This is a genomic window from Cobetia sp. 4B (assembly GCF_018831605.1).
GTDB classification, from domain to species: Bacteria; Pseudomonadota; Gammaproteobacteria; order Pseudomonadales; family Halomonadaceae; genus Cobetia; species Cobetia amphilecti.
The window spans coordinates 113,657-137,186 of sequence record NZ_CP059843.1; the positions used below are offsets into that span (position 1 = coordinate 113,657).

General features: G+C 65.5%; 21 protein-coding genes and 1 other RNA gene. 11 read left to right on the plus strand and 11 right to left on the minus strand.

The features are described from left to right. Positions 1–224: 224 nt before the first annotated feature. Positions 225–914 (plus strand): ribosome biogenesis GTP-binding protein YihA/YsxC, encoded by a 690-nt coding sequence (yihA, locus tag H2O77_RS00520; protein ID WP_054556430.1) that lies wholly within the window; start codon positions 225–227, stop codon positions 912–914. A gap of 143 nt (positions 915–1,057) precedes the next feature. Here the strand turns inward: yihA and H2O77_RS00525 are convergent, their stop codons facing one another. The 8 genes from H2O77_RS00525 to argH form a co-directional block, all read right to left on the minus strand. Next, entirely contained in the window at positions 1,058–1,468 is a 411-nt protein-coding gene (locus H2O77_RS00525; RefSeq protein ID WP_215823690.1) for a hypothetical protein, read from the minus strand. Between the two features lie 268 nt (positions 1,469–1,736). Beyond that, positions 1,737–2,456, minus strand: a complete 720-nt coding sequence (locus H2O77_RS00530) for an HAD family hydrolase (RefSeq protein ID WP_192839074.1) — start codon at positions 2,454–2,456, stop codon at positions 1,737–1,739. Continuing rightward, entirely contained in the window at positions 2,453–3,547 is a 1,095-nt protein-coding gene (locus tag H2O77_RS00535) for a tyrosine recombinase XerC (protein WP_215823691.1), read from the minus strand. Before H2O77_RS00535 ends, H2O77_RS00530 begins: the two co-directional genes overlap by 4 nt. After that, positions 3,544–4,335, minus strand: a complete 792-nt coding sequence (locus H2O77_RS00540; RefSeq protein WP_107335709.1) for a DUF484 family protein — start codon at positions 4,333–4,335, stop codon at positions 3,544–3,546. The genes H2O77_RS00535 and H2O77_RS00540 overlap by 4 nt, the downstream gene beginning before the upstream one ends. Positions 4,336–4,415: 80 nt before the next feature. Beyond that, positions 4,416–5,246: a diaminopimelate epimerase gene (gene dapF, locus H2O77_RS00545; RefSeq protein ID WP_215823692.1), complete on the minus strand. Its 831-nt coding sequence runs from the start codon at positions 5,244–5,246 to the stop codon at positions 4,416–4,418. Then, positions 5,246–6,517 (minus strand): diaminopimelate decarboxylase, encoded by a 1,272-nt coding sequence (gene lysA, locus H2O77_RS00550; protein ID WP_215823693.1) that lies wholly within the window; start codon positions 6,515–6,517, stop codon positions 5,246–5,248. Before lysA ends, dapF begins: the two co-directional genes overlap by 1 nt. 60 nt (positions 6,518–6,577) lie before the next feature. Beyond that, positions 6,578–6,799, minus strand: a complete 222-nt coding sequence (locus tag H2O77_RS00555; RefSeq protein WP_240548660.1) for a lipoprotein — start codon at positions 6,797–6,799, stop codon at positions 6,578–6,580. Positions 6,800–6,890: 91 nt separating this feature from the next. Then, positions 6,891–8,285, minus strand: a complete 1,395-nt coding sequence (gene argH / locus H2O77_RS00560) for an argininosuccinate lyase (RefSeq protein WP_215823694.1) — start codon at positions 8,283–8,285, stop codon at positions 6,891–6,893. Positions 8,286–8,560: 275 nt separating this feature from the next. Between argH and hemC the strand changes: the two genes are divergently transcribed. The 5 genes from hemC (at position 8,561) to H2O77_RS00585 (ending at position 14,299) form a co-directional block, all read left to right on the plus strand. Continuing rightward, positions 8,561–9,508, plus strand: coding sequence for a hydroxymethylbilane synthase (gene hemC / locus H2O77_RS00565; RefSeq protein ID WP_240548661.1), 948 nt, complete (start codon positions 8,561–8,563; stop codon positions 9,506–9,508). 10 nt (positions 9,509–9,518) lie between these two features. After that, on the plus strand, positions 9,519–10,403 hold the full coding sequence (locus H2O77_RS00570; protein WP_215823696.1) for a uroporphyrinogen-III synthase: 885 nt from the start codon (positions 9,519–9,521) through the stop codon (positions 10,401–10,403). Beyond that, positions 10,404–11,975 carry a uroporphyrinogen-III C-methyltransferase gene (locus tag H2O77_RS00575; RefSeq protein WP_240548662.1) on the plus strand — a complete coding sequence of 524 codons (1,572 nt, stop codon included), beginning with the start codon at positions 10,404–10,406 and terminating at the stop codon, positions 11,973–11,975. Then, on the plus strand, positions 11,972–13,195 hold the full coding sequence (locus H2O77_RS00580) for a heme biosynthesis HemY N-terminal domain-containing protein (RefSeq protein WP_043333341.1): 1,224 nt from the start codon (positions 11,972–11,974) through the stop codon (positions 13,193–13,195). Before H2O77_RS00575 ends, H2O77_RS00580 begins: the two co-directional genes overlap by 4 nt. 519 nt (positions 13,196–13,714) lie before the next feature. Next, the gene (locus tag H2O77_RS00585; protein WP_215823697.1) at positions 13,715–14,299 is read left to right on the plus strand and encodes a DUF2780 domain-containing protein; all 585 of its coding nucleotides are present in this window, start codon (positions 13,715–13,717) and stop codon (positions 14,297–14,299) included. Positions 14,300–14,455: 156 nt separating this feature from the next. Here H2O77_RS00585 and H2O77_RS00590 read toward each other — a convergent pair whose 3' ends face one another. Then, positions 14,456–16,840, minus strand: coding sequence for a mechanosensitive ion channel domain-containing protein (locus H2O77_RS00590; protein WP_215823698.1), 2,385 nt, complete (start codon positions 16,838–16,840; stop codon positions 14,456–14,458). A 595-nt stretch (positions 16,841–17,435) separates the two neighbouring features. Here H2O77_RS00590 and H2O77_RS00595 point away from each other — a divergent pair. The 4 genes from H2O77_RS00595 to H2O77_RS00610 all read left to right on the plus strand — a co-directional run bounded on the left by H2O77_RS00595 (position 17,436) and on the right by H2O77_RS00610 (position 21,754). Beyond that, the gene (locus H2O77_RS00595; protein ID WP_234368067.1) at positions 17,436–18,401 is read left to right on the plus strand and encodes an ABC transporter substrate-binding protein; all 966 of its coding nucleotides are present in this window, start codon (positions 17,436–17,438) and stop codon (positions 18,399–18,401) included. A gap of 176 nt (positions 18,402–18,577) precedes the next feature. Continuing rightward, positions 18,578–19,546 (plus strand): iron ABC transporter permease, encoded by a 969-nt coding sequence (locus H2O77_RS00600; protein ID WP_043333495.1) that lies wholly within the window; start codon positions 18,578–18,580, stop codon positions 19,544–19,546. A gap of 138 nt (positions 19,547–19,684) precedes the next feature. Further along, positions 19,685–20,743, plus strand: a complete 1,059-nt coding sequence (locus tag H2O77_RS00605) for an iron ABC transporter permease (protein ID WP_240548663.1) — start codon at positions 19,685–19,687, stop codon at positions 20,741–20,743. A 153-nt stretch (positions 20,744–20,896) separates the two neighbouring features. Continuing rightward, positions 20,897–21,754 (plus strand): ABC transporter ATP-binding protein, encoded by an 858-nt coding sequence (locus tag H2O77_RS00610; protein WP_215824434.1) that lies wholly within the window; start codon positions 20,897–20,899, stop codon positions 21,752–21,754. A gap of 199 nt (positions 21,755–21,953) precedes the next feature. On the opposite strand, the gene ssrA is transcribed toward H2O77_RS00610, so the two are convergent. Together ssrA and smpB are read right to left on the minus strand one after the other, a co-directional pair. Beyond that, positions 21,954–22,308: a transfer-messenger RNA gene (ssrA, locus tag H2O77_RS00615) on the minus strand. A gap of 135 nt (positions 22,309–22,443) precedes the next feature. After that, complete coding sequence (gene smpB / locus H2O77_RS00620) at positions 22,444–22,920, minus strand: SsrA-binding protein SmpB (protein ID WP_043333345.1); 477 nt, start codon at positions 22,918–22,920, stop codon at positions 22,444–22,446. Between the two features lie 162 nt (positions 22,921–23,082). On the opposite strand from smpB, the gene H2O77_RS00625 reads away from it, so the two are divergent. Beyond that, positions 23,083–23,520: a type II toxin-antitoxin system RatA family toxin gene (locus tag H2O77_RS00625; RefSeq protein WP_043333347.1), complete on the plus strand. Its 438-nt coding sequence runs from the start codon at positions 23,083–23,085 to the stop codon at positions 23,518–23,520. Positions 23,521–23,530: the final 10 nt, after the last annotated feature.

Below are 23,530 nucleotides of genomic sequence, written 5' to 3' on the forward strand. Positions count from 1 at the left end.
CTGACCTTGCAGGCAGTATAGCGAATCCCCTCAGGGCGCGTGAGCGTGCCTGTCGCCAGTCGTGTCATCGCAGTAATCCAGTGCATCTTCCCGCTGTCGTCGGCAAGTTGCAGCGCCGATGACAGGGCGTGCGGCACTCTTTTTGTTACACCGGTCGTTTCTTCTGCTCTCTCGTGATGTCGCGCGGGCGAGACGTCCGCCTTCAACAGGTATTCAGAACTCCCATGGCCGAATCAGCTCCTTCGACCCCCAAGCTCCATTATCGTCAGGCGCGCTTCCTGATCAGTGCCGCGACTCTGGCCCAGTGCCCGACGGACGTGGGTGCCGAAGTGGCCTTCGCGGGTCGCTCCAATGCCGGCAAGTCCAGCGCCATCAATGCGCTGACTTCGCAGAAGGCGTTGGCCCGTACCTCCAAGACCCCCGGCCGCACCCAGCTGATCAACTATTTCACCATCGGTGAAACGGGCCGCCATCTGGTCGACCTGCCCGGCTATGGCTATGCCAAGGTGCCGGACAAGGTGAAGCGCGAGTGGCAGTCCCATCTGTCCAACTACCTGCGCAACCGCCAGTCGCTGCGGGGCCTGGTGCTGCTGATGGATGTGCGCCATCCGCTGTCCGAATTCGACCAGATGATGCTGGGCTGGGCCGATGAGGCCAAGATGCCGGTGCATATCCTGCTGACCAAGGCGGACAAGCTGAAGCGCGGGCCTGCTGCGGCAAGCCTGCAGAAGGTGCGTCACGCGCTCAAGGAGTGGGAAGACCTGGTCACCGTGCAGCTGTTCTCGTCGCTGAAGTACTCTGGTGTCGAGCAGGTACATGCCAAGCTCGACGAGTGGCTGGCGGACCCGTCGGTGATGGACGGCGTGGAAGAGATGGCAGGCGATGAGGCACCGCAGGACCCCTTCGACGACTGACAGAAAGTGTAAGGCGATTTGGGGCGAAGCCTCGAACCACGCCACCTTGCATGACGAAACGGCCACCCCTCGGGGTGGCCGTTTGCGTTACGACAGGCACGCTGTCACTCACCTCTGCGCTTTTGCGCTTCCCCAAGGGCCAATCACATGAACAGGCTGCGCGGCGCGCTGCTGATGGGGTCAAGGCGGGTCAGGGAGCTCGTCTCCCTGGGCGCCGAGAGAATATGCGGCACCTTTACCGCGGGCTCGACGACTTCCGGCATCGTCACGGCCTCGCTGGGGACGAGCAGGCTGCGCATGGCCTCCTGTGGTGAGGCTGCCGGCGGCTCCTGCACGCCGGGTTGCGATGTCGCGAGGCTGGCACGTCCGCTGTAGACCGCCACGATGACCAGCAACGCGGATGCCAGCACGATGGCGACGCCTTTCAGCAGGGCGCGGCTGGTCTGACGCGAGGGCGTCACGATCGGTGCGCGCTGCTCGCCTTCACCATGCAGGGGCGCCCTCTGGGGAGAGGATGATGACACACGGTAGCGCGGGAGTGAGTGGGTGCTCATGCTGGCCTCTCCTTTTGAGGTCGAGGTGGCTGGCATCTCCCAGCGCAGAGTCAGGAACCCCAGACAGGGTTCAATATCGACGACGCTGAGAAACTTGTACATGAAATATGGTTGAGACGTCATTTTTGTACAAGTTTTAATTCACTCAGCCATCGGCTACACCAGGCGCATCAGGCGCGCCACACCTTGAGCCTCAGCCGTGCGTCGCTCACTCATTCCTACACTCAGTCATTCCGCCACTTGCACCGTCACTCACTCATTCCGTCACTCAGTCATTCAGGCGTGCAATCAGCGCCGGCAGTTCGCGGACATGCGAGATGACATGTACGCCTGCCGGGACGGGGCCCGGGGCGCCCTGGCCCTTGACGTCGATCCAGGCGGCCTGCATGCCCAGTCGAGCGGCAGGCAAGGCATCTTCCTTCCATGAGTCACCGACATGCAGGGTGGTGGAGGGCCGGCTGCCCAGGCGTGCCATGGCGGCGAGGAAGGGGCGCGCATCCGGCTTGGGCGCCAGCCATTCGCCGGCAGCGATGCTGAACTCGAAATGATGGTCCAGCGCGAGGCGAGCCAGGTCGACATTGCCATTGGTGATGGCACCAAGGCGGTAATCGCGGGCGAGGGAGTCGAGCAGCTCGCTGGCTTCCGGGAAGGGCGTCAATTCATGGCGCAGCGCCAGGAAGCGCTCGATGGCGGCGCGTGACCAGTGGCCCGCCTGCTCATCATCATGCCCGGCATCGCGCAGCATGGCGTGCATGGCCTCGCGGCGCAGCCAGGTGAAATCACCGCGGCGCAGCGGATGCTCCAGCCCCAGCGCCATGCGGCGACGCGTGTATTCCTCGAGGGGGAAATCGTTGGCATGCCCGATCTCGCCATCCAGCCAGGCGTAATGCTCGGCCTCGGCGCGCTCCATCACCGCGCGATTGGCCCACAGGGTGTCATCGAGATCGAAGGTCAAGGCCGTCAGGCGAGGCGCGTTGGCAGGCGTCACAGGGTGTCATCCTTGAGTGGGGCATCAATAGGGGAGGTGGCGTCGGTGTCTGACGTTGCCGTCGCTGATCCGCGCTGGCGGCGGGCGCGAGGGTGTGCCTGATCATAGGCGCTGGCCAGTTGCTGCCAGTCGAGGCGCGTGTAGACCTGGGTGGTCGAGAGGTGAGCGTGCCCCAGCAGTTCCTGCACGGCGCGCAGGTCGCCGCTGGATTCGAGCAGATGACTGGCGAAGGAGTGGCGCAGGCGGTGCGGGTGAAGATGCTCGGGCAGGCCACGTTCTTTCGCCTGCGTCACCAGCCTGAGCTGAACCCCACGCTGACCGAGGCGACGCCCCTGCTGGCCGACGAACAATGCCGGCTCGTCCCGGGCGGCGAGCTGACCACGCACCACCAGCCAGGTATCCAGCGCCTGGCGGGCGCGTGAGCCGATCGGCAGCTGGCGGGGCTTGTCGCCCTTGCCGCGTACGCGCAGGCGGCGGATTTCCAGCATGTCGAGGTCGAGGCTGACCAGCTCCGAGAGACGCAAGCCCGCGCCGTAGAGCAGTTCCAGCATCGCCTGATCGCGGATCGCCAGCGGCGTGCCGTCATGCGGGCAGTCGAGAAAGCGCGCCAGGCTGTCGATATCCACCGGGCGTGGCAGGTGGTCTGGCAGGCGCGGGGTCTGCACCAGCCCCGCCGGGTTGTGCGGCAGCACATCCTGCTCGACCAACCAGCCACAGAAACGGCTGATCGCCGCGCGCCGCCGCGCCAATGAGCGTGGCGCGAGGCCACGACTGCGCTCGGCACCCAGAAAACGCCTGAGCGTCGGTACGTCCAGCGCCTGCCAGTCCTGCGGCAGGGGCGCCGCGTCCTTTGCACGAGCGGCGCTGCTGTCCGCTGCGGGGCGCAGCATGAAGGCGGTCAACGCCTGCAGATCCCGCGCGTAGGCGCTGACGGTCGCGTGGCTGCTGTCGAGGGCAAGCTCGGCCAGAAATTCCCGACAGGTCGCGGACAGCGCCTGCTCGGCGGCAAGGCGCTCGGCGCTGCTCGCTGAGGTGCCATCGGTGGATGTGTCGACGACCGAGGCGCCGTGGACCGGCTCGAGGCGACTCATCGGCTGGCCTGGTCGTCACGGCTCGAGGAGCGCAGTGGCGCCTGTCCCGGGCCATCGCGGCCCAGGCAGCGGGCCAGCACGTCGCCGAGGTATTCGGGAAACAGGGTGTCGAGACCGGCCCGGAACTGCTCGGCATCGGCACTCGCCACCACCAGATAGCCCAGGCACTCGCCACGGGTCAGGCGCACGATGACGGCGGAGCCGCGCGTGGCATCGGCCTGGCTGGCATCGACGAGGTCTGCGCAGTCGGCGCCGAGTGGCCACTGATGGTCGGGCAGCAGGGCTTCCCAGCGCGTGCGCGGCATGGCCAGGCAGCGACTGGCGCGACCCTCGAGCAGACGCTCGAACTGCTCGCCGCGCGCATCGTCGAGCGCCTGGCGCGGTGGCTGTGCCGAGGCACCGGCGTCGCGCTGCCACAGACAGACGGCCGCGATGTCGAACAGCTCGCTGAGACGCGTGGCCAGCGTTTCGGCCAGCGCATCATCGGACTCGGCATCGAGCAGGTCCAGCACCAGCTGACGCAGACGCTGATAGCGACTCTCGTTGTCGCGCGCGGCGGTCAACAGCTCCTCGAGGCGCTCTTCTGCCTGATCGGTCCGCCCGCGCAGGTCATGTACCAGCCGCTCCAGCAACGAGATGCTGCCGCCGCGCGCTTCCGGGTGTGGCACCCGCATGCGTTGCAGCAACCCTTCACGCCCCTCGAAGAAATCGGGATGCGTGGCCAGCCATTCGGCGACCCGATCCGGGTCCAGCGTGCGCGGGCGACGTGACACGGGTGACTCGGCCATGTGGGACTCCTTGCGGACGGTTGGCAGCGGGACGCCGTCGGCCATGTTTCCGGCAGCGTCCCTCGGCTGGGGCTGGCGCTCTACAGGATGATGCGGCCTTCGAAGACGGTCTCGGCGGGGCCGGTCATGAATACCGGCTGGCCGTCGCCAGCCCATTCGATGCTCAGGGTGCCGCCGGGCAGCGTGACATTGACCGGGCTTGCCAGCAGGCCACGGCGAATGCCGGACGCGACCGCCGCACAGGCGCCGGTGCCACAGGCCAGCGTCTCGCCGACACCGCGCTCGAAGACACGCAGGCGCGCTTCATGCGGCGAGACGACCTCGAGGAAGCCGGCATTGACGCGCTTGGCGAAGCGCGGATGCGCCTCGATCCGCGGGCCCAGCGTCAGTACCGGGGCCTGCTCGACACTGTCGACCAGCAGCACCGCGTGGGGGTTGCCCATCGAGACGACGCCGATTTCCAGCGTCTCGCCGTCGACGTCCAGGGTGTGCACCGGCAGGTCGGCCTCGGCCTCGAAGGGCAACGCGGCGGGGGCGAAGCGCGGCGCGCCCATGTCGACGCGCACACGACCATCCTCGGCCACGACCAGGGTCAGCGGGCCGCCGGCCGTCTCGACGCGAATCTCGCGCTTGGTGGTCAAACGCTGTTCACGCACGAAGCGCGCGAAGCAGCGCGCCCCGTTGCCGCAGTTCTCGACTTCACTGCCATCGGCATTGTAGATGCGATAGCGGAAGTCCATGTCCGGGTCGCGGGGCGGCTCGACCACCAGCAGCTGGTCGAAGCCGATGCCGAAGTTGCGGTCCGCCAGACGGCGGATATCGGCATCGCGCAGGCGACTGCGCTGCGAGATCAGGTCAATGACCATGAAGTCATTGCCCAGTCCATGCATCTTGGTGAAGTTCACCAGCATCAGGCATCACCTTCCGGCAGCAGTTGCTCACCGGTCCACAGTTCTTCGAGGCGCTCGCGACGACGCACCAGGTGCATCTCGGGGCCATCGACCATCACTTCGGCAGGACGGCAGCGGCTGTTGTAGCTCGAGGCCATCACGAAGCCGTAGGCACCGGAAGAGCGCACGGCGAGCAGGTCGCCCGGCGCGATGGCCAGTTCGCGGTCCTTGCCGAGGAAGTCACCGGTCTCGCAGACCGGGCCGACCACATCGTAGCTGGCGGACTTGCGCGTCTCGCGCGTGTCGACGGTGACGATGTTCTGCCACGCCTGGTACAGCGACGGACGGATCAGGTCATTCATGCCGGCATCGATGATGGCGAAGTTCTTCTCTTCACCGGGCTTGAGGTATTCGACACGGGTCAGCAGCACGCCGGCGTTGGCGGCGATGGAGCGGCCCGGTTCGAACAGCAGCGTCATCTCGCTGCCGTGCTCATAGCGGGCCAGACGCTCCAGCAGGGCGCTGGCGTAGGCGAAGGGCTCCGGCGGGGTCTCGTTCTGGTAGGGCACGCCGAGGCCGCCGCCGAGATCGAGGTGCTCGATGACGATGCCGCGTTCACGCAGGCGATCCAGCAGGACCAGCAGGCGTTCGAGGGAATCGAGGAAGGGCGCCAGCTCGGTCAGCTGGGAGCCGATATGACAATCGGCACCGACCACCTGCACGTGCTCCATGGCGTTGGCGATCTCGTAGACCTCCAGCGCCTGTTCGACCGGAATGCCGAACTTGTTGGCCTTGAGGCCAGTGGAGATGTACGGGTGAGTGCCGGCATCGACGTCGGGATTGATGCGCAGCGACACCGGTGCGACGCGTCCGAGACGGTCCGCGACGGCGTTGAGGCGTTCAAGCTCCGGCAGCGACTCGACGTTGAAGCACTTGATGCCCAGCTCCAGTGCACGCTCCATCTCGCCGGCCTGCTTGGCGACGCCGGAGAACACCACCTTGGCGGGGTCGCCGCCGGCCTTGATGACGCGCTCCAGCTCACCGGCGGAGACGATGTCGAAGCCGGCGCCCAGACGTGCCAGCACATTGAGCACCGCCAGGTTGGAATTGGCCTTCACGGCATAGCAGATGAGATGCGGGTGGTCGCCCAGCGCATCCTGATAGGCCTTGAAGTGGCGCTCGAGCGTGGCACGGCTGTAGACGTAGCACGGCGTGCCGAACTGCTCGGCCAGCGTGGCGAGCGAGACGTCTTCGGCGTGCAGCACGCCATCCTGATAAACGAAGTGATCCATGATCCGGCCTGCAAGATGTCGCGCCGGCGGGCATCACCCGCCGGAGATGAATAAGGGGGCTCAGGCGTCGCTGCCGGAAGTCTCGGCAGCGGCGGTGCTCTCTGTCTCGGAGGCGTCAGCTGCCGGCGCGGGAGCTTCGGCACGCTGACCACCGGCATCGGCGTCCGCCGGAAGATAAAGCGGGCCTTTCTGTCCACAACCGGCCAGAAGGCCTGCGCCCAGCAGCAGCGCCGCAAGGGTGCGAAGGGTATGACGGGCGGACTGGCTCATCAGATGACGCATCGGGCGGCCTCCTGGCAGCAAGAAAGTAAGCGAAGCGGGCTGGCAGACTGGCAGAGGTATCGGTCGGACTGCCAGGCCCTGAGCAGATGGATCAGGCGCGGGCAGCCAACGCCTCACGGGCACGCTGCACGGCAGCGCGGACCTGGTTCGGCGCGGTGCCACCGATGTGATTGCGCGCCGCGACGGAGCCTTCCAGCGTCAGCACGTCGAAGACGTCCTGTTCGATGGTGTCGGAGAACTGCTGGAGCTCTGCCAGGGTCATCTCGGACAGGTCGCGCTGCTGCTCGATGCCGAAGGCGACGGACTTGCCGACGATCTCGTGGGCATCACGGAAGGCGACACCCTTGCGCACCAGGTAATCCGCCAGGTCGGTCGCGGTGGCGAAGCCCTTGCTGGCCGAGGCGTACATGTTGTCGGACTTGGCGCGGATCGCCGGAATCATGTCGGCGAAGGCACGCAGGCTGCCGCGCACGGTATCGATGGTATCGAACAGCGGCTCCTTGTCTTCCTGATTGTCCTTGTTGTACGCCAGGGGCTGGGACTTCATCAGGGTCAGCAGGCTCATCAGGTGGCCATAGACACGGCCGGTCTTGCCGCGCACCAGCTCCGGCACGTCCGGGTTCTTCTTCTGCGGCATGATGGAGGAGCCGGTGCAGAAGCGGTCCGGCAGGTCGATGAAGTCGAACTGGGCGCTGGTCCACAGCACCAGCTCTTCGCTCATGCGTGACAGGTGCATCATCAGCAGGCTGGCGAAGCTGGTGAATTCGATGGCGAAGTCGCGGTCGCTGACCGAATCGAGGCTGTTCTCGGTCGGACGGTCGAAGCCGAGCAGCTCGCTGGTGACGTGACGGTCGATGGGGAAGGTGGTGCCGGCCAGCGCCGCGGCGCCCAGCGGCAGCACGTTCATGCGCACGCGGCAGTCACGCAGGCGGTCCTGGTCGCGGGCGACCATTTCCTGCCAGGCCAGCAGGTGGTGGCCGAAGGTGACCGGCTGGGCGCTCTGCAGGTGAGTGAAGCCCGGCATGATGGTGTCGGCTTCCTGCTCGGCCAGCCCCAGCATGCCTTCGCGCAGACGCGTCAGTTCGGCGTCGATGGCGTCGATCTCGTCACGCAGATAGAGGCGGATGTCGGTGGCGACCTGGTCGTTGCGTGAACGGCCGGTGTGCAGCTTCTTGCCGGTGATGCCGATCTTGGCGGTCAGGCGTGCCTCGATGTTCATGTGCACGTCTTCCAGTGCCACGGACCACTCGAATTCGCCCCGCGCGATCTCTTCACTGATTTCCTTCAGTCCCGCGATGATGGCGTCGCGTTCTTCTTCGCTCAGCACGCCGACACCGGCCAGCATGGTGGCGTGGGCGATGGAGCCCTGGATGTCGTGCTGCGCCATGCGCTGATCAAAATCGACGGAGGCGGTGAAACGTGCCACGAAGGCATCGGTCGGCTCGCTGAAGCGGCCGCCCCAGGACTGATTGGTAGATTCGCTCATCGGGATCTCGAATTGTGGTGACGTGTCCAGAGTTCGGTGTCCGGTGCACGGTCGCGCAGCCGGTATCGTTGACCTTGGAGTGTACCAGACTCCTGCGCGTGGGCGAGGGGCCGCGGCCAGTCCGGCGGATCGCAGGAAAGCGTGCCACGGATTTTCCCCCTGAGGTGACTGGCTTTATGATAAGTGTCATCAGAGGGCAGCGCTGTTCGTCAGTCATGTTTGCTCAACAACTTCGAATCAGATGGCGTGCATTGCGCGCCAGCAAGGAGAATGCCGTGCCCCGCCGTGAGATTCTGCGTATCGCGACCCGCAAGAGCCTGCTCGCCCTGTGGCAGGCCGAACACGTCAAGGCGCGACTCGAGGCCCTGCATCCTGGCTTGAGCGTCGAGCTGGTGCCGATGTCGACGCGTGGTGACAAGATTCTCGATACCCCGCTGGCCAAGATCGGCGGCAAGGGGCTGTTCGTGAAGGAGCTGGAAGAGGCGATGCTCGACGGTCGCGCCGATATCGCCGTGCACTCCATGAAGGATGTGCCGATGCACTTCCCGGAGTCGCTGGGACTGGCGGTGATTCTCGAGCGTCACGCCCCGACCGACGCCTTCGTGTCCAACACCTGTGCCAACTTCGATGCCCTGCCGCAGGGCGCGCGCCTGGGCACCTCCAGCCTGCGTCGTGGTCTGCAGGCCAAGGCGGCACGCCCGGACCTGGAAGTGCTGAGCCTGCGCGGCAATGTCCAGACGCGTCTCGGCAAGCTGGATGCCGGCGAGTTCGACGCCATCATTCTGGCCACTTCCGGCCTGCAGCGCCTCGAGCTGGATGCGCGCATCACCGCCGAGATGGACACCGAGACCTGCCTGCCAGCCTGTGGTCAGGGTGCGCTCGGCATCGAGTGCAACCTGAAGGACGAGGAGATTCTTGCGCTGCTCGAGCCGCTGGCCCATGAAGACTCCAGCCGTTGCGTGTTGGCCGAGCGCGCCATGAACACGCATCTGGAAGGTGGCTGTCAGGTGCCGATCGGCGGCTATGCCGTGCTCGAGGAAGGCGGCAGCCAGCTGTGGCTGCGTGCGCTGGTCGGCAACCCCGACGGGACGGTCATCCTGCGCGCCGAAGCGCGTGGCCCGTCCGATGCGCCGGAGGCGCTGGGCGTCGCCGTCGCCGAAGACCTGCTCTCCCAGGGTGCCGGCGAGATTCTGGCGGCGGTCTACGGCGACGCTCGTGGCTGAGGTGTCAGCGATGGCGAAGGCGTCGCGTCTTGAGGTGTTGACGACGCGGCCGGGCTCGCGCGGAGCGGTTCTCGATGCGATGCTGAGCGAGGCCGGCTGCGAGGTGGAGTGCCTCAAGCTGATGGCGCTCGAGGCCTTGCCGCTGGCACCCGCCGCGCGCCAGGCGATCATCGATGTCGATCTGTATCGCGGCGTGATCGTGATCTCGCCCCAGGCCGCCGGCTATCTGGCCGATTGGCTGGAGGAGTGGTGGCCACAGCTGCCCGAAGGCGTCAGCTTCTATGCCGTCGGCGCGGCCACGGCCGAAGTGCTGCATTCGCGGCTGGGCGTGCCGGTGCGTGTTCCGCCGCGCGCCACGCGCGGTGAGCATGCCGAGCGCGATGCGCCGGTCGGCACCACCAGCGAAGCCTTGCTGTCGCTGCCATCGCTCAGGGTGCTTGCGGGTCAGCGCTGGTTGCTGGTGGCTGGTGAAGGTGGGCGTCCGCTGCTGGAAGAGACGCTGGTGGCACGGGGTGCTCAGGTCACGCGTCTGGCACTTTATCGACGCCTTCCGTTGGCTTTGTCGCCGCAACAGGCTGGCCGTCTGGCGGCGGGCGCGTATGATGCAATGGTGGTGACCAGCAATGAACTGCTCGAGACGGTGATGGCATCGGTGACGCCGCAGGCCTTGCACCAACCGCTAATCGTGTCGAGCCACCGTTTGGCTACACTGGCACACGCTCATGGTTTCGAGCGCGTGACGGTCGCCGAGGACGCTTCACCCGGGGCCCTGACGCAGGCAGTGCTTCGCGCCTGCGCCCCCATCAGCAAGACTCGCCATGCAGTGACCGGCGCCACTGCGCCTGGTCCGCGTGAGGCCATCGATTCCCAAGAATCCGGAAAAGGGCAAGCGTAGATGAGCAACCGAGAACACGATCAGGAAGATAACGGCTCTGCCGGCATGACGCCCGGCAAGTCGGGCGACAAGGATGCTGCCGCTCGCGCATCAGATGCTTCTTCCGCTTCCGGCGTTTCCGCCGATGACACTGCCTCTGGCCGCCCTGGCGCCGAGGCCTCCCGTTCGTCCTCTTCCTCGTCATCCGACACGGCTGATGCCCCGCGCGAGCGCCGCTCGCGAGGTGGGCGCAATCGTCGTGGGCGTGGCAAGGGGCAGGGCAGCTCCTCCTCTTCAACCTCATCCTCCACTGCCAGTGAGTCCACGCCCGTGAGCCAGACTTCAGACGACAACGCATCGACGCCTTCCGGCGCAAAATCGCCGCTTCCGGAGCGTAGCGAACCCGCCAAGGAGGCGTCTGCCGCCAAGCCGAGTGCTGGCAAGGCCTCTTCCAGCAAGGCGACTCCCGGCAAGCCCTCCACGCCGGCTGGCAAGACGGCCAGCGCGGGTGGTGCAGGCCTGGGTGGCACCACGGCACCCGGTACGCCGCCGCCCGGCGAGCCGCAGGGCAAGAAGAGCAAGGCCGGCAGCATCGCGCTGATTCTCGTCATCTTGCTGGCCATCGTGGTCGCGGTGCTGGCGTGGTTCGGCTGGCAGCGTCTGAATGCGCTGCCGGATGCCCAGGGCCTCGACAAGCAGGTCAGCGAGAGCGTGACCCAGCAGGTCGGCCAGGTCTCCAGCAAGGTCGAGGGTCTGTCGAGCACGCTCGAGAAGAACGAATCCCGCGTCAGCGAGCTCGACAAGCGACTGTCCAGCGAAAGCCAGGACACCGAGCAGGCCCTCAACAAGGTGCTCGAGGAGCTCAGCAAGTCCCAGCAGACCGACGCGCGTGACTGGCACTACGCGGAAGCCGAGTACCTGCTGCGCCTCGCCAACCAGCGCCTGCAGCTGGAGCGTGACGTGAACGGTGCCGATGCGCTGCTCGAGAATGCCGATGCGCGTATCGCGGCGGCCAACAACCCGGCGCTGCTGCCGGTGCGCAAGGCCATCCAGTCCGAACTGGCCAGCCTGGACAGCGTGCCGCGCGTCGATCGCAGCGGTATCTATCTGGCGCTGCTCGCCGAGCAGGAACAGCTGGCGCGTCTGCCGCTCAAGCAGGATGTGGCCGAGATCGCCGCCAAGGTCGAGAACGACGCAGCGCCGACAGGCGGTTGGCAGCAGCAGCTGGCCCGCTTCGGCAACGAGCTGAAGGACCTGGTCACCGTGCGTCGTCATGACGAGGCACTGGAAGCCCTGATCACGCCGGAGCAGGAATCCTACCTGCGTCAGAACGTGCGTCTGGTGCTGGAACAGGCGCAGCTGGCGCTGCTCAAGGAAGAGCCGAAGCTCTACCAGGCCGCCATCGACAAGGCCATCACGCTGGTCAATGGCTACTACGACACCAAGACCGATGGCGTGCAGAATGCCGTCGCCAAGCTGGAAGAGCTCAAGAGCAAGACCATCCGTCCGGAGCTGCCTGACATCTCCGCCTCTCTGAGCAAGCTGCGTGAGCTGATCGAGCGTCGCGCCCAGCAAGGGGGTGGCAACGCATGAGAGTCCTGATACTGCTGATCATCATCGGGCTGGCCATCGGTGCCCTGTTCGGGCAACTGATGCAGGCCTTCCCGGGATACTGGCTGATTCGCGTCGGCGATACCTCGGTCCAGACCTCCTTCTGGTTCGGCTTGATCCTGCTGTTCGCGGGCTTCGTGGTGCTGCACTTCGGTCTGCGCCTGCTGTCGCGCTTCGCGCATCCGTTCTCCCGCCTCAAGGTGTGGAACAGCCGTACCCGTCACCGCAATGCCACGCGCAAGACCGTACGGGGTCTGGTGGCGCTGGCCGAAGGCCGCTGGAAGCGGGCCGAGAAGTCGCTGACCCACTCGGCGGAAGATTCCAGCACGCCGCTGGTCAATTACCTGTCCGCCGCCCTGGCCGCGCACTACCAGGGACGTTTCGAGCAGGCGGATACGCTGCTCAAGCGGGCGCACGAGTCCACCCAGGGCTCCGAGAGTGCCGTGGGTCTGGTGCAGGCGCAGCTGATGCTGGACCGCCAGCAGCATGAACAGGCGCTGGCGACCCTGACGCGTCTCGACAAGCAGCTGGGCGAGCACCCGCAGGTGCTCAAGCTGCTCAAGCAGGCCTATCTGGCGGTCAATGACTGGGATGGTCTGCGTCGTCTGATGCCGCGTCTCGACAAGCAGGACCTCATCTCCCCCGAGGAGAAGAAGGAGCTGGAACAGCGTGCCTATGTGGCGCTGATCCAGCAGGCCGCGCGCAATCCGGAAGACATCGAGCGCGTGCGTAACCTGTGGGCCGACATGCCGGACCACCTGCGCACCGATGTGAATCTGGTCGCGCTCTACGCCGAGGCGCTGATTGCCGGTGGTCAGGAAGGTCTGGCCGAGCGTCTGCTGCGTCACTCCCTCAAGGAGTGCTGGGATTCGCGTCTGGTGCTGCGTTACGGGCTGCTGGACGTGGATGCACCGCGCCAGCTGGTGTATGCCGAGAAGTGGCTGCAGGAGCGGCCGAATGATCCGGACCTGCTGCTGTCGCTGGGCCGTCTGGCACTGCGCAACGCCAGCTGGGGCAAGGCTCAGGAGTACTTCGAGGCTAGCCAGCGCCAGCGTCCGAGCGGTACGGTGTGTGCTGAACTCGCGCGTCTGTTCGCCAACCTGGGCGAGCACAACAAGAGTCAGCTCTACTACCGTCAGAGCGTCGAGCTGCTGGATCGCTCACTGCCGGCCTTGCCGCAGCCGAGCAAGGACAACGCCTGAGGGGCGGCCACCGAGTGTCAGTCAACCGTCGAGTGCCAACCCCCTAGTGTCAACCAGGGCATGCCAGGCGTCATGAGGGCTGGCGGACAAGACACTCGGCGGCTTGCACGATGTTTCCTTGTTTGATGAAAGGTATTGCCCAATTGCACCGGTCGCGCTGTCGGCCGGTGATGCAGGTTTCTCTCCGGGGTATCCACGTTCACACGCTGTGTGACGGGATGCCCTTCTTTTTGCCCGTATGACGGGCGCTGAGGGCATTCTCGCCCAGGCTTTCGCCCTGTCAGCACGCCGCCGTGAGATGTCGGCGGGTGCATGCTGGCGTGGGCATGGCCGGTGCCGGATTTCTCGTTGCTGATCCGGCAACGATGCGTCCGGGGTTTCACGGCCAGAGCGTGAGCGTGTGGCGCTGGCTGGAAGCGATTCCTCCGTGCGATGATTCTGCGTGTCGGATGCGCCCATGCACGTGGCGCATCTACGGGCCGAGTCCGGTCCGTTTCCCCAAGCGATGATGGAGTCTGCATGTTGCATAAGTCCCTGGCCCTGATGGGCGCCTCTGTACTGGCCGTGTCACTGGCCGGTTGTGCCGCTACCGGTAACAGCTCTTCCAGCAACGCCGCCAGCTCCTCCAGCTCGTCCAGCTCCATGATGAGCCTCGCCAGCAGCATGCTGAGCAGCCAGACAGGCCAGTCCCTGCCGGCGGCCGACCTGATGTCCAGCCTGACCTCCCAGCTGGGTGTGTCCTCCACTCAGGCGCTGGGTGGCTCCGCTGCCATGCTGGCCCTGGCCCAGTCCCAGCTTGGCACCAGCGCGACCTCCGAGCTGTCCACCGACGTGCCGCAGCTGTCCAGCCTGACCAGCAGCAGCTCGCTGTCCACGCTCTCCAGCCTGGCGAGCCTGAGCGGCAACGACAATGCCACGGCATTGGCCAGCACCGTCGGCAATGTCGATGACAGCGCGTCTCTGGACAGCGCCTTCTCCGCGCTGGGCATGGACAGCAGCATGGTCTCCCAGTTCGCGCCGGTGCTGCTCAGCTACATGGGCGGCGAAGGCGTCAGCTCGACGCTGCTGAACTCGCTGTCCAGCATGTGGGGCACCGGCTCCTGAGCCAGCCTCGTGCATGAGGTGTGAGGCAGCAGCATTTTATGCCCGCACATGAAAACGCCCCCGAGCCAGTGGCTCGGGGGCGTTTTCGTTTCAGTACGGCTGCCTGCGCAGGCAGCCGTGTCGGGGCAGCCGTGTCGGGATAGTGCAGGCGCTTGATCAGTCGCCGTCGGCATCCGGTTGGGTGGTCTGACGGATGCGCTGTTCCTCGGCATCCACGACTTCGCCGTCTTCGGTGGCATGACGCGTCAGCGGATTCTCCTCGCGACGCTTGGCGACCTTGGCGGCTGCCTCGCGCTGCTCGGGGGTCTTCGGCTGACCGGCGGCCGAGCCATCGATCACGAACGGCGCCTGCATGGTGCGCACGTTGGCCGGCGGAGCGCCACCGTCCTTGTCCTGACCGAAGTACATGGTCAAGTGCGGGAACGGGATCTCGATGCCAGCGGCGTCGAAGTGCTGCTTCACGAGCTTGTTGTACTCGCGGCCGATGGCCCACTGGTTGCCCGGGCTGGTCTTGATCATCACGCGGATGTTGACCGAGCTGTCGGCCAGGGCCGAGACGCCGGCGATGGTGACCGGCTCGAGAATCTCCGGACCATAGCTGCCTGCCTCGAGCTCATCGAAGGCCGCACGCAGGTGCACGATGGCGTGGTCGACATTCTCGCGATAGGAGATGCCGTATTCGCCGACATGGTAGGCGAAATCACGCATGTAGTTGGAGACGGTATCCACCGACGAGAACGGCACGATATGGAAGGTGCCGGACAGGTCACGGATACCCACCGAGCGGATGGTCAGGCGTTCCGCGGTACCGGTCACGCCACCGGCAGAGACCACATCGCCGGTGTTGATGGCGTTCTCCAGCTGGATGAACACCCCGGTGATGATGTCCTGCACCATCTTCTGGGCGCCGAAGCCGATCGCCAGACCCAGTACCCCGGCACCGGCCAGCAGCGGCGCGATGTCGATGCCGATCTCGGACAGCACGATCATCGCGGTGAAGACGATCATCGCGATGGCGATGGCATTGCGGAACAGCGCCAGCAGGGTTTCCACCCGCGAGGACGGCTTGCCCTTGCCGGTGTCCGGATTGAGCTTGTGCTCGATCAGGCTGGCGATGCCGACCCAGACCGCGATGGCGAAGGCGAGAATGAACAGCACATGGAAGATGCGCGACAGCAGCAGGGCACCGGCATCGGTTGCCAGCCACTCGCCGAGCGCAACGATGTGCCAGGCATTCAGCACCATGCCGACCACCACGATCAGGATGATGGCGCGCATGATGCGCAGCGCGGTGGGGATGTAGGAGTTGAGGCGCTTCTCGAGCAGCGGCAGCTGACCGCGCAGCTTGTCGGAGATCTGGATGCGCTTGCCGATCAGCTGTGTCACCACGCGTGACAGCAGAGCCCCGCCGCCGATGGCGAGCAGCGTCTTGAGCGTCGCCCCCATCATGAACGGCAGCGCCTCTTCAGGCGTCGTCTGCGAGATGATGAACAGGGTGGCGAAGTAGGCCAGCGCGATCAGATGCCAGGTGCGCGCCAACATGCGCAGACACACGGCGATGATCGCGTTGTTCGCCTCGCGGGCTTGAGTGAGCAGGCGGTCACGCAGAATGATGCGATTGCGCGAGATCACCACGATGGCCCAGACGAGGGTAATGGCCATGATCAGCAGATTGACGAAGCTGCCGACGGCCGGTGCCAGGTTGTTGTTGATCATCGGCACCACGACCAGGATGCCGTAGCCGATGAAGCCGGCCAGCATGGCCAGGGAGCGGTTCCAGTAACGCGCCACCTCATCCGGCATCGGCAGCAGACGCAGCCCCTTGTAACCGGAGGAGAACAGCATGCGCATCAAGGCCTTGAACAGCTCGATGACCAGATAGGCGTTCAGGAACATCGACTCGCGCTGACCGATCACGCCCTGTTCGCCATAGGCGAAGATGGCGAGCAGATAGCCGCCGAGGAAGGCGAGACCGATGACCGCGATGTCCACCACCGCCGCGACCAGAACCGCCAGCAGGGTGCGCAGCAGGGGGCTGCGGTGCTGGCCATCCAGTGACCACTGGCTGACGCGCGAGAACAGCGGCTTGGCGAGCCTGCGCAGCACGAGGAACAGCGCGATGGTCGAGATGACGACCAGCCCGAGGCTTACGGCCTCGCTGGTGAAGCGACTCCAGTCGATCTCGTCGGCGTCCTCGTTGGCCAGACCATCGAGGGTGCCCAGCATGCGGTCCAGCGTGGCGGAAAGATCCGCGACCAGGTCCTGGCTGATGGCCGCCAGCTGGCGCGACAATGACGGCGAGTCCTCGCTCAGGGTGACGTCTTCTCCCGCCACCTCGACGGCTTGTTCACTCGCCTTGCTGTCCAGCTGTCGCAGGCCTTCGATCAGGGCCTCGCGCTGACTGGGGTCTTCCAGCAGCGTGGCCAGGCTGTCATAGGAGGATGTCGCGCCATCGCCGCTGCCGCCCTCGGCCGGGGCGGCATGGGACAGGCTGCTGAACCCGAGGCTCAACACCATCAACAGCATCATCAGGGCGGACATCAGCCAGGCAGGTCGCCATGAGTCCGGTTGGCGCGAGGCAGCAAGGGTGGGAGGGGAGTGCGGGGGTGTCGGAATCGCCACAGATGGCTTCTCCATGTCGGTGAGTGTGTGAGGCGTCGGGGTAGAGAGTGAGAGCAGGCTCCGCAGGTGCATCAGAGGCTCGCAAGCGTCCCATCAATAACGCGAGGATCTGTCAGGTAGATGTTGAAGGGGCGTCACGCGCGTCCTGCGCGCACGCCGAGCGAGAGCCCATCCCTCAGTTATCGGGGCACTTGGTGCTATCCCAACCCCTGCGGGGACTCCGCCAGAGACATTCTTGCGCACAGCCTGCGGCAGGCGCCGCCAACCTTCAAGGTCTTCAGACGCTGCTCGGGGGAGAGGCGGGACCTGCTGCCACGCAGGATGTTGCAATGTCGCGTTGCATGAACTGGTGTGGTGAGTCACAGGATGAGTCGGTATTGTTGCGATTGATTATTATTCGTTGTTCAGGTGTGATAGTCATGCGCACAGGGGCCGCCATGCGGTATCGTCCTGCGCAGGATCACGCCTGCCTTCGCTTGAGTGCGAGATCATTTCCTTCATTTCGGAGTACTGCATGACCGTCTCGTCGACTGCTTTTACTGCTCGTGGCATGACCCGGCCTGCATGGTTCAAACAGGGCCTGATGGCGACCTTGGCGGTAGCGCTGATGGGAGCTTCCCTGTCTGCCGAGGCACGCAGTGTCGAGACGGCCTACGGTGAGCTGGACATCGAGGGCACGCCGCAGCGTGTCGTCACCCTGTACGAAGGCGCGCTGGATGTGGCCGTCGCCAGTCAGGTGACGCCGCTGGGTACCGTGACCACGCGCGGCGGTGATGGCGTGGCGAGCTATATCCAGTCGCAGGTGCCGGACATCAAGATCATCGGCACGCCGCGTGAATTCAATCTCGAGGCGATCGTCGCGCTCAAGCCGGACCTGATCCTGGCACCGCCGGGCCTCGACAAGACCCAGTACCAGCTGATGTCGCGTCTGGCGCCGACCGTCGTGCCGAGCGCTTCGGCGCTGAGCCAGCAGGGCTGGAAGGAGCAGAGTCGTGTCTATGCCGAGGCGCTGGGCGAGACGGCCGAAGCGGAACTCGAGACACGTCTGGCCGCCATCGACGCGCACGCCGCGCGTCTGAAGGCCGAGATGACCACCCCGGAAACCGCCAGCCTGGTGCGTCGCATGCCGGGTGGCCTGATGGCGATGTCCGACCAGCTGTTCGCGACCGGCCTGATGGCGGCCAGCGGCTATGAGCTGGTCGGCGGTGATCTGGTCAAGCCGGGTCGCCCGCATTCCGATCCGCTCAGCGACGAGAACATGGCACGCATCGATGCGCAGACCATCTTCCTCGCCACCATGGACGATTCCTCTGATGCCGCGGTCGACGCCCTGGCGGCAGAACCGGCCTTCCAGCGTCTCGAGACAGCGGACCGCGACAGCCTGGTCGGCGTGAATGGCCAGCTGTGGACCAGCGCCAGCGGCCCGTTGGCGGCGGAAGCACTGCTGAAGGATATCGACCGGGCGCGCGATGATGGCTAGTCGCAGTCATGTCGGTGCACCACGTTTGACCCCTGCGCAGGCAGGGGACCTCCCGCAACCGCGACGCGGGAGGTGGTATGCAGGCTGAAGAGACCTCTCCACAGGTCCGCAGGCCACGCGCACATGCCGCCCGGATGACCCACAAGGTCTCCGGGCGTCTTGCGTTGCGTCAGGTGATGCCGCTGGCCTGCCTGAGCGCCCTGCTGACCTGTCTGGCCAGCCTGCTGTGGGGGGCTGGCGATGTCGGCCCCTGGCAGGCGCTGCAGGTGCTGGCCGGACAGGGCAGTGATCAGGCGCGCTTCGTGGTGCTCGAACTGCGCGCGCCGCGTACCCTGATCGGCATGGTGGTCGGCATGATGCTCGCCTGTGGCGGCGCCCTGATGCAGGTGGTGGCACGCAACCCGCTGGCGGAGCCGGGCTTGCTGGGCGTGAGTGCCGGGGCCTCCTTTGCCGTGGCCGTGGCCTTGTTGCTGGGGATGGAAGCGACCGGCATGCACGTGATGGTGGCGCAGAGTGGTGCGCTGCTGGGCTGTCTGTTCGTGATGAGCACCGTGCGGATGAGCGGCGCACGTCAGGACCCGGTGCGCCTGGTGCTGGCCGGCGCGGCGCTGTCGAGCCTGCTGGTGGCGCTGACGTCTCTGGCCTTGCTGATCGACCAGCGCGCGGCCGACGAGATCCGCTTCTGGGTGATCGGCAGTCTGGCCGGGCGCTCGCTGGAGGCACTTTACAGCAGCCTGCCCAGTATCCTGCTCGCGGTGCTGCTGACGCTGTGGCTGGCGCGGCCGCTCTCCGCGATGGTGCTGGGTGAGCAGGTCGCCAGTGGCCTGGGCCATCATCCCAAGCGCGTGCGCAAGGTCGCGATCCTGGTGGTGGCGCTGCTGGTCGGTGCCGCGACGGCACTGGCCGGGCCGGTGGCCTTCGTCGGCCTCGCCGTGCCCTATGTGGCGCGTGCGCTGTGCGGCGCCGATGTGCGGCGCACGCTGTGGCTGTGCCTGCCGCTGGGCGTGACCATGCTGCTGAGCGCCGATGTGGTGTCGCGGTTGGTCGTGCCGCCCTCGGAGCTGCCGCTGGGGGTGCTGACGACCCTGATGGGCGCGCCCGTGCTGATTGCCGTGGTGCGTGCTCGCCGTCTGCCCACCCTGTAGTAGTTGGTGCCTCTGGCGCTTGCGGCGTGAACGATGATGGAGGCCAGGCTGGCGCGCATGCCGGTGCCATCGCCTCATTGCTTGAATCGACCGGCCCTGTCAGGCGTTGTCCTGACAGGGCCTTGTTTGGAATCGATGATGTCTAGACCTTCACCGCTTGATCCCCTTCGCTCAGCCCCCACAGGCACGCTCTGGTGGCGACATGGCAAGCTGTCCCTGCTGCTGTTGCGTGCGCCATTGCTGGCGGCCGGAATACTGCTGCTGGCGCTGCTGATTGCCAGTGTCGCCTCGCTGATGCTGGGCAGCGCCGGCCTCGGGCCGTGGGATGCCTTCAAGGCGGCCTTCGGGCACGGCGAGTTCGCCACCGTCTTCGTGGTGCAGGAACTACGTCTGCCGCGCCTGCTGGCCGGCATCGCCACGGGTGCGGCCTTCTCGCTGGCGGGCTGCCTGATGCAGACCCTGGCCGGCAACCGTCTGGCGACGCCGGGTATCATCGGCATCGACAATGGCGCGACCGCCTTCGCGGTGGCCTCCGTGGTCGGGATGGGCATCTCGCTGGCGCCGCCGGTGATGGCGCTGAGCGGTGCCGTGATCGCCACTGCGCTGGCCTTCGGGCTCTCCGGCGGCATCGGCACGCGCGGTTATCGCTTCCTGGTCGCCGGTATCGGGGTCGGGGCGCTGTTCGGTGCCGGAACGCAGCTGATGCTGGCAAGAGTCTCCATCGATGCCGCCAACAGCGCCTATCCGTGGACGGTCGGCAGCCTCAATGCGCGTGACGCCGATTCGCTCACCTGGCTGGGGCTGGCCTTGCTGATCGGCGTGCCGATCGCACTCTGGCTGGGGCGCGGGCTGAATACGCTGCGCTTCACCGACCGCGTCGCGACCGGGCTGGGGCAGCCGGTCTCGCGTGTACGCCTGATCACGCTGTGGTTGTCGGTCGTGCTGACGGCGGCGGCCGTCGCGGTGGCCGGGCCGGTAGGCATGGTAGCGCTGGTGGGCCCCGAGATCGCACGCTACCTGTCGCGCCACAAGGGCGTGCCGCTGTTGGCTTCGGCGCTGGCCGGCGCGCTGGTGATGGTGCTGGCAGACCTTGCCGGTCGCACCCTGCTGTCGCCACTGGAAATCCCGGTAGGTATCGTGATGGCCGTGGTCGGCAGCCCTTATCTGCTGTGGATACTGCTGCGCAGCCCGCGCTAGCCGTTGCCCCTATTTTCCTGCTGAGCGGCCCAGGGCCAGCCCTTGCCGCTCAGCGTCGCACGACATGTTTCAGCGGCTGATGATGTTCCAGCGGCCGATGATGTTTCAGGAGAGTGCGCCATGAGCGCTGAGACGATGCTTGATCCGCGAGCGATGAATTCCCCGGCCGATCGCCACGCCGCGGCCACCACCGATACCCTGCGAGCGAACGAGCTGTCGCTGGGCTATGGCGCGCGCCAGCGCCATGTCACCGTGATCGATTCGCTGACCCTGGGGCTGCCCGACGGCAAGGTGACGGCGATCGTCGGGCCCAACGGCTGTGGCAAGTCGACACTGCTGGCAGGGCTGGCTCGCCTGCAGTTGCCTGAGTCAGGTGCGGTGCTGCTGGAAGGCAAGGACATTCACGCCTACAATCGGCGCGAAGTGGCCCAGCGCATCGCGCTGCTGCCTCAGGAGACGCATTCGCCCGAGGGGGTGACGGTACATGAGCTGGTGCGTTTCGGTCGTCAGCCCTATCAGGGCGCGCTGAGTCAGTGGTCAGAGGAAGATCAGCGGCTGGTGGCCGAGGCGATGGCCGCCGCCGACATCGAGAGCCTGGCGGACCGTGAGCTGGCCTCGATGTCCGGTGGGCAGCGCCAGCGTGCCTGGATCGCCATGGCGCTGGCACAGCAGACGCCCTTGCTGCTGCTGGATGAGCCGACCTCGGCGCTGGATCTCGGTCACCAGATAGAGGTCTTCGAGCTGATCCAGCGTCTGGCCCATGAAGAGGGCAAGACCATCGTGATGGTGGTGCATGATCTGGCCAGTGCCTGCCGCTATGCCGACCACATCGTGGCCATGCACGCCGGTCGCGTGATCGCCGAGGGTGCGCCCGCCGAGGTGGTGACGCCGGAGCTGGTGCGCAAGCTCTATGGGGTCGAGTGCCGCCTGATCCCCGACCCCGACACTGGCACGCCGCTGCTGATCGGTGTACGCCGCACCAGCGAGCGCTTGAGCGGCAGCGCGACCTGAACCCGAGACTGTGGCCATGACGGGTGCGGTGGCGCCTGCGTGGCCGCTGCCGGGCCTTGCGCAGGCCTGAGAGAGGGGCTTTAGAGGCCTGAGAGGGTGACTTGAGGGGCGCTCTGCCTCTGACAGGAAAGCCCCAGCCAGAACTGATCGCCCACAAACAGAAAGGCCTCCCCGAAGGGAGGCCTTTCTGTCACGGATATGGTGGAGGCGACGGGAGTCGAACCCGTGTCCGCCGGCACTCCGCCTTCGGCTCTACATGCTTAGTTTCATTATTTGATTTAACACTACTGCCGCCAATGAACAGGCTACAGCAATGCGATTCTCTGAGTTTTAATCTCGACCTTAGAGACGTCGGCCAAGACGATCCTGTTTATACGGGCTCGTTCTCAATCCACCTTGAACAGGCGCAACGGTATCATGAGCAGCTTATGCAGCTAGAGCGTAGTTGTCGTCGTTTGCGACTATATATTTGCAACGTTTTATTTACGAGATACGTTACGATCTCGGCATGCACCTCAGGGTTTGCCACCAGCGTCGAATGCCAGAACGCCCCCATAACAGTGTTACCACTTTACTGCGTTGCTACGTCTTCATCATAACAGGTGGGGACTGTGCTACGCCAGTTCAAGCGTTCAGGAAAATTTCTGACCTGACAGTAGCTTGCTGGTGTGAGCTCCCTCACGCTGTCCTCAGCGGTCGCGCAGGATACGGGCCTTCTGACGGTTCCAGTCACGGTCTTTCTCGGTGGCGCGCTTGTCGTGCAGCTTCTTGCCTTCCACCAGCGCGATCTCGCACTTCACGATCGCATTCTTCCAGTACAGCTTGACCGGCACACAGGTGTGGCCCTTGTCCTGGGTGCGCGAGAAGATGCGTGCGATCTGCTTCTTGTGCAACAGCAGCTTGCGCGTGCGCTGCGGGTCCGCCACCGCGTGGGTGTTGGCGGTTTCCAGCGGGTGGATGTGGCAGCCCAGCAGCCAGGCTTCGGCATTCTTGATCACGATATAGGTATCGGTCAGCTGGCCCTTGCCTGCGCGCAGCGCCTTCACTTCCCAGCCTGCCAGTACCAGACCCGCTTCGAAGGTTTCCTCGATGTGGTACTCGTGGCGTGCCTTCTTGTTCTGGGCGATCAGATTGCCGCCCTGTTCGGGTTTCTTTTTCTTGCCCATGTTGCCTCATTTGTCGTGTGCGCCTGCCGTCATCCAGTGTGGATATGGCACATCCTTCTGGATGGGGGGAGGCGTGTTACCATTCAAGGCCAGACGGCACTTCATGCGCCGGCCCATTGTTCATGATACGCATGCTGCGTATCCAAGTCAGCGGAGAGCTAGATGCCTACGGTCAACCGGTCTGCCCTGGTGCGGCATTCGGCCCGGGCAATGTTCGATCTGGTCAATGATTTCGAGCGTTATCCCGAATTCCTGTCCGGCTGCAGCAACGCGGAATTGCTGGAACGTGATGAGGACCATCTCAAGGGCAGGCTCACCCTGTCCAAGGCAGGCATGCAGCAGAGCTTCGTCACGCGCAATGACCTGTATGCCCCCGAGCGGATAGAGCTGAATCTGGTCGATGGCCCCTTCAAGCGTCTGCAGGGGACCTGGCTGTTCACGCCGCTGGGCGAAGATGCCTGCAAGGTCTCGCTCGAGATGGACTTCGAGTTCAGCAATCGTCTGCTGGGCATGGCGTTCGGCAAGCTGTTCAGTCAGGTCGCCGCTCAGATGGTCGAGGCCTTCACGCGCCGCGCTGACCAGATCTACACCCAGCGCTGACCCTTGGCCG